Origin of the sequence: Candidatus Pelagibacter sp. HIMB1506, assembly GCF_052047935.1 — a bacterium.
Taxonomy (GTDB): Bacteria; Pseudomonadota; Alphaproteobacteria; order Pelagibacterales; family Pelagibacteraceae; genus Pelagibacter.
Genome location: NZ_JBNAIS010000001.1, coordinates 1073714 through 1090176 on the forward strand (window position 1 = coordinate 1073714; position 16463 = coordinate 1090176).

Below are 16463 nucleotides of genomic sequence, written 5' to 3' on the forward strand. Positions count from 1 at the left end.
GCTTCCATGAAATTAATTGAAGTATCAAAAATCATAGATCCTATTCCAGCTTCTGATGGTGCAGGAGTAAAATTAAAAAGAAGTATTGGTGTTGAACCAAATTATTTTGATCCTTTCTTAATGCTAGACGAATTCGGATCTGAAAATAGCGAGGATTATATTGCTGGTTTTCCACCTCACCCTCATAGAGGAATTGAAACTGTTACTTATATGTTAGCGGGAGATTTTGAACACAAAGATAGCACTGGTGGTGAAGGAAGAATGACTGCAGGTGATGTTCAGTGGATGAAAACAGGAAGTGGAATTATTCATTCAGAAATGCCGGCAATGAAAGAAGGAAGACTTCATGGCTTTCAATTATGGATTAACATGCCTGCTAAATTGAAAATGAGTAAACCAGAATACATTTATATTGATGCAGACAAAATGAGTGTTCATAAAGATGATGAGAAACAAGTAAAAGTTATTGCTGGTAAATTTGAAAATGCTGAAGGACCTGTAAAAGGTCATAATGTGGAACCAGTTTATTTTGATGTGGAGTTAAACAAAGACAAACAATTTAATTTTAATATTCCATCAACTCACAATACATTTATTTACCTAATAGACGGTGAAATTGAAATTGGCAGTGAGAAACATGATAATGTTAAAGATAGTACTTTAATATTATTAACAAAAGGTGAAGAGCTTAAAGTAAAAGCAAAAACAAATGCTAAATTTCTTGTGATATCTGGAAAGCCAATAAATGAAGAAATTGCAAGAGGTGGGCCTTTTGTGATGAACACTAAAGCAGAAATCTTGCAAGCAGTTCAAGATTATCATAATGGTACATTTGTAAAATAAATTATGAATTCAGTTATAATATCAAAAGCAGGTGGACCAGAAGTTTTAGAATATAAAGAACTTAAACTTGAGGAACCAAAAGCTGATGAGGTAACTATTAAAAACCATGCTATTGGTTTAAATTATATTGATACTTATCACAGGTCAGGACTTTATCCATTAACTCTACCCACTCCAATTGGTCTAGAGGGAGCTGGAGAAATAACTAAAATAGGCTCAGATGTAAAAGATTTTAAAGTTGGAGATAAAGTTGCATACTGTGCAGCTCCTCTTGGCGCTTACTCAACTCATAGAAATTATCCAACTAAAAACTTAGTAAAAGTTCCTGACAGTGTTGATTTAGAAACTGCAGCAACTTTAATGACAAAAGGAATAACTACTTTTTATCTTTTACACAAAACTTATCCTGTAAAATCTGGAGAAGATATTTTATTTCATGCAGCAGCAGGTGGTGTTGGTCAAATATTTGGACAATGGGCTAAAAGTTTAGGATGCAATGTAATTGGTACTGTTGGTTCAGATGAAAAAATAGAAAATGCAAAACAAAATGGTTATGACCATGTAATTAATTACAACAAAGATAATTTTGCCGAAAAAGTAAAAGAAATTACTGAAGGAAAAGGATTATCTGTTGTTTACGATGGAGTTGGAAAAAATACTTTTGATGGTTCAATTGAATGTTTAAAATTAAGAGGAATGTTAGTTTCTTTTGGTAATGCGTCTGGGCCTCTAGATCCAGTTAATGTTGCAAAATCAATTCAGCCAAAAGGACTTTATTTAACAAGACCAAGTATTATGCAGTACACTACAACAAGAGAAGAACTTGATGAAGCTGCTAATAAAGTTTTTGAAATGGCTTCAAGCGGAAAAGTAAAAGTAAAAATTTCAAAAAAATATTCTTTAAAAGATATTGCTCAAGCACACAAAGATTTAGAGTCTAGAGTTCTTACTGGTCCAGCGGTTATACTTCCCTAGTTTACGTCTACATCCATATCAGACATATGGAGTTTTAGTGCATTTGTTGAAATTTGAATTTCTCTTATAAAAAAAATAATTGATATAATCATGGATAAACAGCAAGAACCAAAAATTACCCTCGCTGCAAATACTTCATCTAAGTAAAGTGCAAAAACAGTAAGCATATTAAATAGGAAGCCAAATGAGGCAAATAAAATTGTCCATCTAAGAAGTGTTATTCTGCCACTTAAATTAATAAACTGCTTCTTCCATTCAGGTGGTATATGCTTTTCATAAACATGCTCATCATGAAGTTGACGAATTAAGATGCTAAGAGAATGAAATCTGTTGCTGTACACACTCATTAGCAATGGAATAGCTGGAAACATCAATGCTGTAACTGTGTAATCTATATTCATACGAATCAAATTGATTATGAAACTAGCCTTTGTTATTTACAAGTAAATTATGAGCCAATTAAATTTATTTATTGAGTTAACAAGGTTAAAAAAACCAATTGGCTTTATGCTTTTATTTTGGCCATGTCTTTGGGGCTTAACAATAGTTTATGACTTTAATGGAGATTTAAAAAAATATTTTTTTTATAGCTTTCTTTTTTTATCGGGTGCAATTTTAATGAGATCTGCTGGTTGCATCGTAAATGATATCGTTGATAAAAATTTTGATAAAAAAGTTGAGAGAACTAAAAATAGACCAATTGCTTCAGGGCAAATATCCATCACACTTGCATCAATTTATGCATTAACTCTATGTGCAATCGCTTTTCTTGTGCTTATAAATTTTAATAATTTCACGATTATAATGGCGATGATTTCTATGCCTTTGGCATTTACTTATCCATTAATGAAACGAATAACTTATTGGCCTCAATTATTTTTAGGTATTACTTTTAATTATGGTCTTGTGTTGGCCTGGATTTCTATTTCAAATGAAATTTCATTAATTCCAATAGTTTTTTATATAGGAGCCATATTTTGGACACTAGGGTACGACACAATTTATGGATTCCAAGATATTAAAGATGATGAAATTATAGGAGTAAAATCGACCTCAATAAAGTTTAAAAAATATCCCAAAAAATTTTTATATGTTTCATATTGTATTTTTATCTTATCACTAATTTTAATTGGAATTTTAATGAAATTTAAATTTTATTATTTTGTACTTATGATTTTTCCAATTATGCACTTATTAATTTTTCAAATAAGGAAATTAAATTTTGTTTCTCCTTCAGATTGCTTAGAAAAATTTAAAAGTAACAATTTTTTAGGATTAATTATATTTCTTAATTTAATAATAGCGAAAACTATATAATGAATAAAAAACTACTTTTTAAAAGGTTGTATAAAGACTATACACAAAAACATTTAAATAAAATTATTTTATCTGTTTTTTTTTCAATATTGGTTGCAGGTAGTACCTCCTCAATTGCTTGGCTTTTAGATCCGGCAATAAAAAAAATCTTCATAGATAAAGATCAAACATTAATATTTATAATACCAATTTTTATAATCATAGCTTTTATAACAAAAGGAGTGTCTTTATATATTGCAAAAGTGCTAATGATAAATGTTGCAGAAGAAGTAAAAATGAAACTTCAAGTTGATATGCTAAAGTCACTTATCAAAGCTGATACACATTTTATTGATAAAAAACATTCAGGAAAATTTATATCAAACTTAATTTATGATGTTAACCATATAACTAATTTACTAAGTAATGCACTTTTGAATTTGTTTAAAGATAGTTTGACTTTAATCGGATTACTTTCAGTAATGTTTTTTCAGAATTGGAAACTTTCTTTAATTTCAATAGTAATGATACCCCTTGCAAGTTTTGCTGCTAGAACTTTAGGTAAAAGAATGGGCAAAGTAGTAACAGAGGCTCAAGAAAAATCGGGGTTTTTCACTAGCTATTTGGTTGAACTTTTTAAGAATCATAAATTAATAAAAATATTCCAAAAAGAAAATTTTGAAAAAGTTAGAGCTGATACACATCTTCAGCAACTTAAAGAGAAAAGTAAAAAAATAAGTACTGTATTAGTAAGAATGTCGCCTATTATGGAAGTTTTTACAGGTATTATGATTGCAATTTTAATTTACTATTCAGGTAAATTAATAGTTAAAGATCAACTTGAGGTTAATAATTTTTTTTCTTTCCTTGCTGCAATGATGTTGGCTTACCAACCTGTAAGGTCTTTATCGACTTTAAATATTGTTATAAACCAAGGTTTTTCAGCGGCATCAAGAATTTTGCCAGTAGTTGATATCGAAAACTTAATTAAAGATAAAAATAACGCTCAAGACTTAAATCTAAAAAATGCAAAAATTGATTTTCGAAATGTTACTTTCAAATATGAGAATGAAGAAAAAGAAGTATTAAAGAAAATAAATTTAAAATTTGAAGGAGGTAAAATGACTGCATTAGTTGGTCATAGTGGATCGGGAAAATCAACGATTTTGAACTTAATTCCGAGATTTTATCAACCTCAGTCTGGAGATATATGTATGGATGAAAAATCAATTTTTGATGTTACCTTGAAATCTTTAAGGGAAAATATTTCTTTGGTAAGTCAAGAGACAACTTTATTTGATGACACAATAAAAAATAATATTAAATACGCTAATGACAAGGCCACAGATGACGAAGTTTATAAAGTTGCCAAATTATCAAATTGCCATGATTTCATTGAAAAACTACCAAATAAATATGAGACAGTTATTGGAGAAAATGGTTTTAGACTATCAGGTGGTGAAAAACAAAGAATTTCAATAGCTAGAGCTATGATCAAAAATAGCAAAGTAATATTGTTAGATGAAGCGACGTCTGCCTTAGATTCTGAAACAGAAAAAAAAATACAAGATGCTTTAAATATTTTAACTAATGACAAAACTACAATTGTAATTGCACATAGGCTTTCAACAGTCAAAAATTCAAATAACATCTACTTAATTGAAAATGGTCAGGTTATAGATAACGGAAAACATGATGAACTCATTCTAAAATCTGAAAAATATAAAAATTTTTATGAAAAACAAATTCAGAAATAAAGATGTTTTTAATATATCAATTATTACTTTCTCTAGCTCTTATATTTTCACCAATAATAATAGTTTACAGATTATTTAAAAATAAAGAACACGAAACAAGGTTTGTTGAGAAGTTTAGTTTTAATACCAAAAAAAGAATAAACGGAAGATTAATATGGTTTCACGGAGCTAGTGTAGGTGAAATTTTGAGCATAATTCCTATAGTCAAATATTATGAGAAACACAAAAAAATAAAACAAATTCTAGTAACTTCGAGCACACTAAGTTCTGCTAAGGTTTTTGAAAAATTTAAATTTAAAAAGGCTGTACATCAATTTTATCCGATTGATTATCATTTTATAAATAAAAAATTCTTAAATTTTTGGAAACCTAATTTAGCTATTTTTATAGAATCAGAAATTTGGCCCTGTATGTTTAATTTACTTGATAAAAAAAAAATTCCACTAGTATTATTAAATGCAAGAATAACAAATAAAACTTATAAAAAATGGTCAAAATTAAAAAAATTTACTAAATCAGTATTTGGAAAGATAAATGTTTCTTTTCCACAAAATAAAGAGACAAAATACTACTTAAATAAATTAAAACTAAAAAAAGTTAAAGAACTAGGAAATCTTAAATTTGCTGAAAACAGCAACAATCATTTAGATAAAATTCCAAAATATTTAAAGAGAGAATTTAATAAAAAAAAAGTCTGGGTGGCTTCGAGTACTCACAAAGATGAGGAAATATTTTGTGCTGAAACTCATTTAAAATTAAAAAAAAAAATAAGCAATCTTGTAACTATAATTATTCCAAGACATGTACATCGAGTTAATGAAATTTCAGATAAAATTAAATCTATGAATTTGGTAGTTAAAATTCATAGTTTAAAACCTAAAAATTTAAGTAATGTTGATATTTATATTGTTGATACTTTTGGAGAGACTAAGAAATTTCATGAAATAGCATCGTCTGTATTTTTAGGTGGTTCAATTATAAACCGAGGTGGTCAAAATCCCTTAGAGGCTGCAAGATGTGGTGCAAAAATATTTCATGGACCTAACACTGATAATTTTAAGGATATATATAAATTATTAAATACTCTAAAAATTTCATATAAAATAAATTCGCCTGAAAGACTTGCAAAATTAATTACGTTCAAAAAAAATAAAAATATTGCAAATAAAATAAAATTAATAGGTAATACAATTCTTAAAAAAACTTTAAATGAATTAAATTTATTAATCAAAAATGAATTTTAAAAAACCCAAATTTTGGGATTATAAAAAACCTAATATTTATGCTTATTTACTTTTCCCTATAGCTTTAATTTTACAACTCTTTCAAAAAATTAAAATAACTTCACCTACTGAACAAGATCTAAATATAAAAACAATTTGTGTTGGAAACATATATTTGGGTGGCACGGGGAAAACTTCATTAAGTATTAAATTAAATGAAATTTTGAAAAAAAAAAAAATTAAATCCTGTTTTATAAAAAAGTTTTATAAAAATCAGTCTGATGAACAAAAAATATTAGAAAAACATGGAAGGCTTTTTTCATCTAAAAAAAGAATAAATGCTTTAAAACAAGCTGAAGAAAATAATTACCAAGTAGCTATATTTGATGATGGATTGCAAGATAAATCAATTAAATACGATTTAAAGTTTGTTTGTTTTAATAATATTAATTGGATAGGAAATGGCATGACTTTACCTGCTGGACCTTTAAGAGAAAATTTAAATAATTTAGCCAATCATAAAAATATTTTTATAAATGGCAATTTAGAAAATGTAGAGATGATCAAAGAAGCATTAAAGAATATTTCATCGAATTTAAATATTAATTTTGGACAATATGTGCCGTTAAATATCGATGAATTTAAAAAAGAAGAAAAATATTTAGTTTTTTCTGGAATAGGAAATCATCAGACATTTATATCCATGATAAAAAACTATGGTTTAAATGTTTTTAAAGATTATGAATTTCCAGATCACTATAATTATTCTGAAGAGAATATAAATAAAATTATAAATAATGCAAAAAATTTTAATTGTAAAATAATAACTACTGAAAAAGATTATTTTAGACTAAGTGAGGAAAATAGAAATAAAATAAATTATTTAAAAGTTGAGTTAAAAATTCTTGATGAAAAAAAGATAGTGGATCTTGTTAGCTAATATTATGAAGCTTATTGTTTATTTTTTTCAATTTATATTAACAAGCACTAGTTTTATAATTTTTAAAATATTAGGACCAAAATTATCTTCATATATTGGAGGAAAAATATTTGAAAAAATAGGACCTTTTTTTAGATCTAAAAATATTATTCACTCGAATATTAAAAAAGCAATTCCTAATATTAATTCAGATGAGTTAAATAAATTAACTTCCCTAATGTGGAATAACTACGGAAGGACTTTTGCTGAGTACATGTTTATTAAAGATTTTAGAAAAGGAAACCTAAAGAATAACATTCAAATTGAAGGAAAAGAAATACTTGAAGATATAAAAATTAAAAAACAACAAGTTATTTTTATATCGGGCCATTTTGCAAACTTTGAATTAATGGCTATGTATTTGGAAAAATCTGGCATCGATTTATCAGCTATCTACAGACCTTTAAATAATATTTTTATAAATTTAATTATGGAAAGAATAAGAAAAAAATTTATTTGCAAAAATCAAATTAAAAAAGGAATTGGTGGAATGAAAAATTTAATAAAATATAAAAAAAAAAATTTTTCTACAGCCTTGATGATAGATCAAAGAGTATCAGAGGGAATATTGTCAAATTTTTTTAATCAAAAAGCACTTACAACCACTGTTCCAGCCCAACTTGCAAAAAAGTTTAATATTCCAATAGTCCCTGTTTCTATAAAAAGACTTGAAGGGATAAATTTTAAAATTAATGTTGAGAGTCCTATTTTATTTAAAGAGTCGCAATCAATTCAATTTATTACAGATGAATTAAATTTAATATTGGAAAAAATGATAACTAAAAATCCTTCTCAATGGATCTGGTCACATAATAGATGGAAATGATCTTAGTTTTTTTCTAATTTTTCTCTTTTTTGGTGCGCTTCTTTATATGAATAGTATGCCTCTTGTAACTCAACGTTCCAGTAATTTAAATTTTCAATTTTAATTTTTTTTCCTGAAACTGCACATTCAACATACTCACCAGGTTCAATTATATTAAAATTATTGGGTAGATACTTTATTTTTGCTAATTTTTTCATTATTTTGGTTTATATAGTTATTATATGAAAGTTGGAATAATTGGAAGTGGAGGTCGTGAACACGCAATATGCTCTCAATTAAAAAAATCAGATAAAATTCATGAAATCTATTGTTTTCCTGGTAACGCTGGAACTTCAAAAATTGCAAAAAACGTTGATATTGATCTAAACAAATTTGAAGAAATTAAAAAATATATATTAAATCAAAACATTAATTTAATTGTAGTTGGACCTGAAAAACCTCTGGTGGATGGTTTAGTAGATTATCTTAAAAAATCAAAAATAGATGTTTTTGGCCCCAACAAAATGGCAGCTCAATTGGAAGGATCTAAAATATTTACTAAAAAAATTTGTGAAAAATACAAAATACCTACAGCAAAGTTTGGTATTTTTAAAAATATAAATGAAACAACAAATTTTTTAAAAAATACATCTTTTCCAGTTGTTATTAAAGCTGACAATTTGGCTTCGGGAAAAGGTGTTTATATATGTAAAGACTTAAATGAAGCTAGTACTGCTATAGAAGAAATATTTAATGGTAAATTTGGAAAAGCAGAAAATCTGCTTATCGAAGAATATCTAGATGGAGAGGAAATGAGTTTCTTTTCAATACATGATGGAAAAAATTTTAAATGTTTTGGTACAGCACAAGATCATAAAAGAGTTTTAGAGGGCGACAATGGTAAAAATACAGGAGGCATGGGTGCTTACTCACCTTCAAGATTAATAAATAAAGAGTTGGAAAAAAAAATTATAGATAAAATTATTAAACCTACTCTTAAAGGATTAAGTAATTTGAATACAGAGTATCAAGGATTTTTGTATACAGGACTCATGATAGTAAAAAATGAACCCTATCTTATTGAATACAATGTTAGAATGGGGGATCCTGAGTGCCAAACTATACTTCCAAAACTTGAGACGGACCTTTTTGATATTTTAATTTCATGTTGCAAAAGAAAGCTTAACGAAATTGATATAAAATGGTCTAACAAAAAAAGCTTATGTGTTGTGGTTTGCTCAAAAGGATATCCAGATACATTTGATAAAAATATTGAGATAGAAAACATAAATAAAATTGATCTTCAAGATAATGAATACTTATTCCATGCAGGTACAAAAATTGAAAATGGAAAAATTTACGCTACAGGTGGAAGAGTATTAAATTTTACAAGTCTTTCAGATGATTTTTTAAAAGCAAGGGAAAGTATAATAAAAAATATTTTAAAATTAGACTGGTCAAATGGTTTTTTTAGAAAAGATATTGGATATAAAGTTATAGATTGATGAGAATTATATCTGGAACCTTTAGAGGTAAAAAAATAATTCAACCAAAAGATTTAAAAACAAGACCTTTAAAGGATTTGGTTAAAGAGTCTGTTTTTAATATATTAGAGCACTCAAATAAATTTGATATAAATTTGGATATATCCAATATTTTAGATATTTTTTCAGGAGTTGGGTCATTTGGTTTGGAATGCTTGTCTAGAGGTGTAAAACAAGTAACTTTTATTGAAAACTATAAAGAAGCCTTAACAATTTTAAAGAAAAATTTATCAAATCTTAAAACAATAAAAAATTCAAAAATAATTGAAGGAAATGCCTATGACAAAAATTTATTCTATACACTCACAGATAAATATGATTTGGTATTTTTAGACCCTCCATACAAAGATGAAAATTTAAATTTAATTTTAAAAAATATAAATAATGCAAAAATTCTTAAAAAAGGTGGAATTCTAGTTATTCATCGACATAAGAACAGCAAAGATATAATTCCTGCATATTTTGAAACAGTTGAGGAAAAAAAATATGGAATTTCAAAAGTGATTTTCTTGCTATCTTAAATTAGAAGGTTTTTTGTCTCTTTTTTTATTAATTCGACGGCTGGTTGATCAAATGGATTAAGATTTAAACACTTTCCCAATAATATAGTCTCTAAAATAAAAAAAGTAAAAATTTCACCTAAAGTATTTTCATCTCTTTTTTTAATTTCAAAACTTCTAAAAGGAATATTTTTCTTTTTAAAAACATTTTCTGTCGCTATTTTTTGTAAATATTTTATTTGTTGAGAAGTTTTATTTTTAAGATATTTTTTTGATTTTAAAATTGAAGTCGATTTTATTTTTGAAGAATTAACGTCATTAACATAAAAAAAAGTAAAAAAATTATTTTTAAAGCCATCTAGATATAGTTGCATAACACTATGATTATCCTTTGGCATACTAGAGACTATAGGTAAAATACCTTTGCCTTTCTTGCCCAGACTCTCAGCAACTAATTGTTGATACCATTCAAATATAGAATGCGATTTTTGATCATAATTCAATATGACTGAGTTAAATTTTTTTTTTTTATTTAAATAAAGTATCGTACTTACATTTGTAACAAGGTTGTTAATAAATCCTTTTTTTTTTATTAAATAATTTAGTGTTTTAAATTTTTCAGGCTTTAAACCCATTAACTCTGCAGGCACCATTCCTACTTCGGATAGTACAGAATATCTACCTCCAATAAAATTATTGTGATGGATAATTTCTGCTTTTAAGTTTTCGGCTAAAGTTGCTAAGTAATTTTTTTTATTTTCAGTAATAAAAATATTTTTATCAGTATTTTTAACAAGTATATTTGAATTAACTATTGTCTCAGTAGTATTTCCCGATTTAGAAATAATCAAATTAGTATAATCTTTTTTTTTTATTTCATATTTTGACTGTAGATTGTCTACAAACTCAAAATTAAACCTTATCTTGTTTCTCAGAAATTCATAAATTGCCTTGGAGCCCAAGGACGAACCACCCATTCCAATAACTCTAAATTGAGATTTTTTTTTATATTTACTAATTTTATTTTTTTTATATGAATATTTATAATTTTCGCTTAAGGAATTAATTACTTCATTTTTTTCGTTTAAAATAAATTTTAATTTCTCTGTAACCTTTGAATATTTAAATTTTTTCTTGAAATTTTTAAAATAAATATTTCTAGTTAGCATTAATTTTTTTTTATTTTATCTAACACGAAATTTTCTAAACTTTGATTAACTGAGCGTTCTTCGTTTTTTTTTTCCTCAATTTCATTATTTTTTTCAGTAATTAAATCTTTTATACTTGAATCTTTTTCTAAATCAGATGATGTTTTTTCAGTCGAAGGAACAGGTAACTCATCAAAATCTGGTGGTAATTTCAAAGGACTTTTTTTTTTAACTAAAAATTCATCTGTATTATCTTTTTTTTTCATACTCAAACCCTCACCAAGTGTTCCACAGGAATTCAGAAAAGATAGAGCAAATATAAATACAAATACAATTTTAAGTTTTTTCATAATTATTCTGTTCTTTATTTTTATCAGTAAATTCAATGAAAATCATAAAAAATATACCCACTGTTATAAATACATCAGCAATATTAAATATAAACCAGTGAAAATCTTTTATGTGAAAATCTATAAAATCTGGAACAGCTTTGTACACAATCCTGTCAAACAGATTGCCTATCGCTCCACCCACAATCATTAAATATGAATATCTTCTTAAACCTTTTGATTTATAAAACATTAAAAAAATTCCAAATATTATTAAAACAATTAAAAATGTAAAAAAATTGTATAGATTACCTTCAGAAATAGATAATAATCCAAAAGCTATTCCATCATTCCAAATAAGATGAATATTTAAGAACTTAGATTGAAAAATTTCAGAGAACGAATTTTGTGAATAAGTATTAATTACAAAAATTTTAGAAATCCTATCAAATATAAAAATTAAAAAAATTATAAATAAATCTTGATAAGTTTTATTTTTAACAATCCCTAAATTCATTTTTAATGCTTAGCACAATTAACTCTATCACATCCATTAATGTTAATTTTCCAACACATTGAGCACTTTGTGCCCTTTGCTTTTTTTGTAGTAACTTTTATATCTTTATTATTATAAATAATTTTTGATTTAGATGTGATACATAATTCTGAAAAATCAACATTATCTGTTATGTTTTTTAATTTTTCATTAATTTCAATATCTAGTTCTGCTTCAAGACTTGACCCAATTTCTTTGCTAGCTCTTTTTTCTTCGATACTTATATTGCAAATATCTCTGATTTTTAAGAGTTGTTCCCACTTTTTATTTAAATCATTATTTTGAAAATTTTTTGGAAATTCTAAAAATTTTTCAAGATGTATGCTTTTCTTTTCTTTTGATAATAGTCTATAAATCTCTTCAGTTGTAAATGACAAAATGGGAGCGAACCATTTTAATAAAGATTCTAATATAATGTTTAATAATAAAATTGTTGATTTTCTTTTGTCTGAATTTTTACTATCACAATACAAAGTATCTTTTCTTATATCAAAATAAAATGCCGATAAATCTACAGTACAAAAATTTAATAATTCCTTATAAAGATTATGAAAATCATAGCTCTCAAAGTATCTTTTAAAATTATTGTTGAGAGAGAATATTTTATGCAACATATATTGCTCTAATTCTGGTAGTTCTGATAATTTAATTTTTTTAAAATCTATCATCTCAAAATTGTCATTTAGGTTTCCTAATAAATACCTGAAAGTATTTCTTATTTTTCTATAAGAGTCTGCATGTTGGTCTAATATTGAATAATCAATTCGTAAATCCTCTGAATAATTTGAAGATGCTACCCAAATTCGTAAGATATCTGCTCCATATTTTTTTAAAATATCTTCTGGAGCAATTACATTTCCTAAAGATTTTGACATTTTTAAACCTTTTCCATCTACAACAAAACCATGCGATAAAATGGAGTCAAATGGAGCTCTTCCTCTAGTACCACAAGATTCTAAAAGAGATGAGTGGAACCAACCTCTATGCTGATCTGATCCTTCTAAATACATTGATGCTGGCCATTTTAAATCCTGTCTTTTTTCTAATACAAATGAATGAGTTGATCCACTATCAAACCAAACCTCAACAATATCACTTAATTTATCGTAATCTTGAGCTTCATACTTGTCTCCTAAAAATCTTTGCGGATCATCTGAAAACCAGCAATCAGAACCTTCTTTTTCATAAATTGATGCAATATTTTCATTAACCTCATCATCAACCAAAATTTCTTTTGTTTTTTTATTTACAAAAATAGGTAAAGGTACACCCCATACTCTTTGTCTGGATACACACCAATCAGGCCTTGTTTCTATCATTGATTTTAATCTTTCTTTTCCCTTGCTTGGATAAAAAATAGTGTCATCAATTGCCTTTAATGCCTTATCTCTTAATTTATGACTTTCCATAGAGATAAACCATTGGGGCGTTGCTCTATGAACAAGTGGTGCCTTCGATCTCCAAGAATGTGGATAAGAATGAACTAGTTCTCCATTTGATAATAAATTTTTTTGTTCTTTAAGTTTTTCAATAACTATTGGGTTTGCCTTAAAAATATGTATACCCTCAAATAATCTTACATTATTTGTATACTTTCCATCACCATCAACTGTCTCTATTGCTTTTATTCCATTATTTAAGCATAAATTAAAATCATCAGGACCGTGACTTGGTGCACAATGAACTATTCCTGTGCCCTGATCTGTTGTTACAAATCTTGCTTCCAACATTGGGATTTCAGTTTCATAACCTAAGTTTAAAAAGGGATGGTTGCAAATAGTATCTTTAAACTCTTTTCCCTTAAATTTTTTAATTTCTTTATAATTTTTTATTCCACATTCATTTATAACTGACTCAAGTAAAGCTTGTGCAACAACTATTTTTCTGTTTTGAAAATCTCCCTCATCATTAACTTGCAATAAAACATATTCTAAGGCCTCATTATAAGCTAATGCTTTATTAGCAGGAATCGTCCATGGAGTAGTTGTCCAAATTATAATTTCACTTTTTTCTAATTCTTTAATTTTAGATGACTTTACTGAAAACGATGCATATATAGTATCTGACTTATGGTCTTGGTACTCTACTTCTGCATCAGCAAGAGCAGTTTTTTCAACAGTTGACCATAAAACTGGTTTATAACCTCTATATAAACTTCCTTCTTTAAGAAATTTTCCAAGCTCTCTCACTATTTGAGCCTCTGCATCAAAGCTCATTGTAGAATAATAATTTTCCCAATCACCAACCACACCCAATCTTTTGAATTGGCCTTTGTGAATTTCGATCCATTTTTCAGCAAAAGATCTACACTCTTTTCTAAACTCAACTATAGGGACATCGTTTTTATTTTTTTTATTTTTTTTATATTCCTCTTCAATTTTCCATTCGATTGGTAAACCATGACAATCCCATCCAGGTACATAAATTGAGTCTTTTCCATCCATTTGGTGAAATTTTACAATTATGTCTTTTAAAATTTTATTTAATGCTGTCCCCATATGAATATTGCCGTTTGCATATGGAGGGCCATCATGTAAGACAAATTTTTCTTTACCTTTGCTTGACTTTCTTAATTCATCATAAAGGTTTATTTTTTGCCAATAATTTAGAATTTCTGGTTCTCTAGTTGGTAGGTTCGCCTTCATTGAGAAAGCTGTTTTAGGTAGATTTATATCAGATTTGCTCATTTAGTTTTTTTTGCAATATTTAAATCAGATTTAATTTGTTTTCTGAGTTGATCAACATTCTTAAATTTTTTTTCTTTTCTAATAAACTTTAAAAACTGCACTGATAAAAGCTTATTATAAAGATTTCCAGAAAAATTAAACAAATGTACCTCAAGTAAGATTTTTTTTTGATTAAATGTGGGTCTGTAGCCAAGATTTGCTATACCACTCAATTTTTTTTGATTTTTTTTTCTTAATACTCTTACCGCATAAACTCCTGGCTGTGCTAATACATAATCCTTAATATCTATGTTGCATGTTGGAAAACCAATTTTTTTTCCAACTTGCCTTCCCTTTTGAACTATTCCATCAATGGTCCACTCTCTTCCTAAAAATTTATTAGCTCTATTTAAATAACCTTTTTCAAGTAAGTTTCTTATTATCGTTGAAGATACTATTTTTTTACTTTTTAAAAGTGGCTTTGGTTTAATAACTTTATAATTATAATTTTTTTCATTTTGTATAAGTAATTTAACATCACCTTCTCTTTTATTTCCAAATCTAAAATTATTACTTACAAATATAAACTTACAATTGAGTTTTTTATATAAAATTTCTTTTATAAATTTAATTGATTTTATTTTGGAAAAATTTTTATCAAATTTTTTTGTAATTATAAAATCTACTTTTAATTTTTTTAGTAATTCTAATTTTTGATTTACAGACGAAATTTTAAAATTCTTCAATGAATTGTTAAAATACATCTTAGGCATTGGATCAAAATTAATAACACCAATTTTTGAATTATATTTATTTTTATATGATAGAGCTAATTTAAATAATTTTTGATGTCCTAAATGAAGACCATCAAAATTTCCAATTAATATAATTGAATTTTTATGGTGTTTAATAATATTGAAATTTTTATATAACTTTACCATTTTAATTCTGTTTGAGTAAAATTAACGATAACTTCATACTCTTTTGATACTTCAGTAACTCCTTTGTTCTGTATTTCTTCTTTATGAATTCCATTACAAACCAACAAGGAATGGTAATTTAATAAGTTAGCGCCCTTTATATCTGTATTTAAATTATCACCAATTGCCAAAACTTTCTTACCAATATTGTCTATAGACTGATTATAAACCTCAGCATGAGGTTTGCCAAAATAAATTACTTCTCCACCCATTTTTTCAAAAACCATAGCAACTGAACCTGCACACAATTCTCTAATATTTCCTCGATCAACAATTAAATCAGGGTTGGTACAAATCATTTTTTTTGTTGTGTGATTTTCAAGTAAGTTTTTGTAATAACTTAAATCATCCTCATGGTCATCGAACAAACCTGTGCAAAGTAAATATTCACTTTCATTTAGTTCGGTTGATTTATTATTTTTAAATTCATTGAATAAATCAAAATCTCTAGGGGGACCTATATGAAAAAAATTCTTAGATTTGAAAGATGTTTTTAAAAAATTTAAAGCTGCTTCACCCGAGGTATAAACATGTTTTGTCAAATCTTCGCTCATGCCCATTTTTTCTAAAAATTTATTTACTGTAGTATTCGGTCTTGGAGCATTGGTTAAAAGAACAAACCTTTTATTTTTTTTCTTAAGTTCATTTAAAGTTGCTATTGCTGAGTTATGTAATTTGACACCATTATGAATGACCCCCCACAAATCTATGTAAAAAAGGTCATAATTATCAGCAATTGACTGAAGGCCATCTAAGTCTAAATTTTTGGTCATTATTTTACCTATAAACCATAATATTTAGATTTTCCTAGCATAATTACTCTGAAAAGATTCTCTTATCTTGAAATAGGCTATGAAATATC

17 protein-coding genes are annotated in these 16463 nt (G+C 26.6%); 9 read left to right on the forward strand and 8 right to left on the reverse strand.

What is annotated here, in order from left to right; genetic code table 11:
* The first annotated feature begins 6 nt into the window (after positions 1-6).
* Positions 7-843 carry a pirin family protein gene (locus ACTTA8_RS05740; protein ID WP_440654837.1) on the forward strand — a complete coding sequence of 279 codons (837 nt, stop codon included), beginning with the start codon at positions 7-9 and terminating at the stop codon, positions 841-843.
* Between the two features lie 3 nt (positions 844-846).
* A complete protein-coding gene (locus ACTTA8_RS05745; protein ID WP_440654839.1) occupies positions 847-1818 on the forward strand; it encodes a quinone oxidoreductase family protein in 972 nt (323 codons plus the stop codon).
* On the opposite strand, the gene ACTTA8_RS05750 is transcribed toward ACTTA8_RS05745, so the two are convergent.
* A complete protein-coding gene (locus ACTTA8_RS05750; protein ID WP_075506429.1) occupies positions 1815-2219 on the reverse strand; it encodes a DUF2721 domain-containing protein in 405 nt (134 codons plus the stop codon). The two genes, ACTTA8_RS05745 and ACTTA8_RS05750, sit on opposite strands and share 4 nt — an antisense overlap.
* Positions 2220-2268: 49 nt before the next feature.
* On the opposite strand from ACTTA8_RS05750, the gene ubiA reads away from it, so the two are divergent.
* The 5 genes from ubiA to ACTTA8_RS05775 are packed head-to-tail and all read left to right on the forward strand — an operon-like array spanning position 2269 to position 7899.
* Positions 2269-3135 carry a 4-hydroxybenzoate octaprenyltransferase gene (gene ubiA, locus ACTTA8_RS05755; RefSeq protein WP_440654841.1) on the forward strand — a complete coding sequence of 289 codons (867 nt, stop codon included), beginning with the start codon at positions 2269-2271 and terminating at the stop codon, positions 3133-3135.
* On the forward strand, positions 3135-4871 hold the full coding sequence (locus ACTTA8_RS05760) for an ABC transporter ATP-binding protein (protein ID WP_440654843.1): 1737 nt from the start codon (positions 3135-3137) through the stop codon (positions 4869-4871). The genes ubiA and ACTTA8_RS05760 overlap by 1 nt, the downstream gene beginning before the upstream one ends.
* A 2-nt stretch (positions 4872-4873) precedes the next feature.
* Positions 4874-6115 carry a 3-deoxy-D-manno-octulosonic acid transferase gene (locus ACTTA8_RS05765; protein WP_440654845.1) on the forward strand — a complete coding sequence of 414 codons (1242 nt, stop codon included), beginning with the start codon at positions 4874-4876 and terminating at the stop codon, positions 6113-6115.
* Positions 6105-7034 carry a tetraacyldisaccharide 4'-kinase gene (gene lpxK / locus ACTTA8_RS05770; protein ID WP_440654847.1) on the forward strand — a complete coding sequence of 310 codons (930 nt, stop codon included), beginning with the start codon at positions 6105-6107 and terminating at the stop codon, positions 7032-7034. Before ACTTA8_RS05765 ends, lpxK begins: the two co-directional genes overlap by 11 nt.
* A gap of 4 nt (positions 7035-7038) precedes the next feature.
* Positions 7039-7899 (forward strand): lysophospholipid acyltransferase family protein, encoded by an 861-nt coding sequence (locus ACTTA8_RS05775; protein ID WP_440654849.1) that lies wholly within the window; start codon positions 7039-7041, stop codon positions 7897-7899.
* Positions 7900-7901: 2 nt separating this feature from the next.
* On the opposite strand, the gene ACTTA8_RS05780 is transcribed toward ACTTA8_RS05775, so the two are convergent.
* A complete protein-coding gene (locus tag ACTTA8_RS05780) occupies positions 7902-8096 on the reverse strand; it encodes a DUF2093 domain-containing protein (protein WP_440654850.1) in 195 nt (64 codons plus the stop codon).
* Between the two features lie 24 nt (positions 8097-8120).
* Between ACTTA8_RS05780 and purD the strand changes: the two genes are divergently transcribed.
* A complete protein-coding gene (purD, locus tag ACTTA8_RS05785; protein WP_440654851.1) occupies positions 8121-9383 on the forward strand; it encodes a phosphoribosylamine--glycine ligase in 1263 nt (420 codons plus the stop codon).
* Positions 9383-9943: a 16S rRNA (guanine(966)-N(2))-methyltransferase RsmD gene (rsmD, locus tag ACTTA8_RS05790; protein ID WP_440654852.1), complete on the forward strand. Its 561-nt coding sequence runs from the start codon at positions 9383-9385 to the stop codon at positions 9941-9943. Before purD ends, rsmD begins: the two co-directional genes overlap by 1 nt.
* On the opposite strand, the gene ACTTA8_RS05795 is transcribed toward rsmD, so the two are convergent.
* The 6 genes from ACTTA8_RS05795 to ACTTA8_RS05820 are packed head-to-tail and all read right to left on the reverse strand — an operon-like array spanning position 9940 to position 16374.
* The gene (locus ACTTA8_RS05795) at positions 9940-11091 is read right to left on the reverse strand and encodes a glucose-6-phosphate isomerase (RefSeq protein WP_440654853.1); all 1152 of its coding nucleotides are present in this window, start codon (positions 11089-11091) and stop codon (positions 9940-9942) included. The two genes, rsmD and ACTTA8_RS05795, sit on opposite strands and share 4 nt — an antisense overlap.
* Entirely contained in the window at positions 11091-11420 is a 330-nt protein-coding gene (locus ACTTA8_RS05800; RefSeq protein ID WP_440654855.1) for a DUF3035 domain-containing protein, read from the reverse strand. Before ACTTA8_RS05800 ends, ACTTA8_RS05795 begins: the two co-directional genes overlap by 1 nt.
* Entirely contained in the window at positions 11407-11916 is a 510-nt protein-coding gene (gene lspA / locus ACTTA8_RS05805) for a signal peptidase II (RefSeq protein ID WP_440654857.1), read from the reverse strand. Before lspA ends, ACTTA8_RS05800 begins: the two co-directional genes overlap by 14 nt.
* 2 nt (positions 11917-11918) lie before the next feature.
* Positions 11919-14642: an isoleucine--tRNA ligase gene (gene ileS, locus ACTTA8_RS05810; RefSeq protein WP_440654858.1), complete on the reverse strand. Its 2724-nt coding sequence runs from the start codon at positions 14640-14642 to the stop codon at positions 11919-11921.
* Positions 14639-15562: a bifunctional riboflavin kinase/FAD synthetase gene (locus tag ACTTA8_RS05815; RefSeq protein WP_440654859.1), complete on the reverse strand. Its 924-nt coding sequence runs from the start codon at positions 15560-15562 to the stop codon at positions 14639-14641. The genes ileS and ACTTA8_RS05815 overlap by 4 nt, the downstream gene beginning before the upstream one ends.
* Positions 15556-16374, reverse strand: a complete 819-nt coding sequence (locus ACTTA8_RS05820; protein ID WP_440654861.1) for a TIGR01459 family HAD-type hydrolase — start codon at positions 16372-16374, stop codon at positions 15556-15558. The genes ACTTA8_RS05815 and ACTTA8_RS05820 overlap by 7 nt, the downstream gene beginning before the upstream one ends.
* Positions 16375-16463 lie beyond the last annotated feature (89 nt).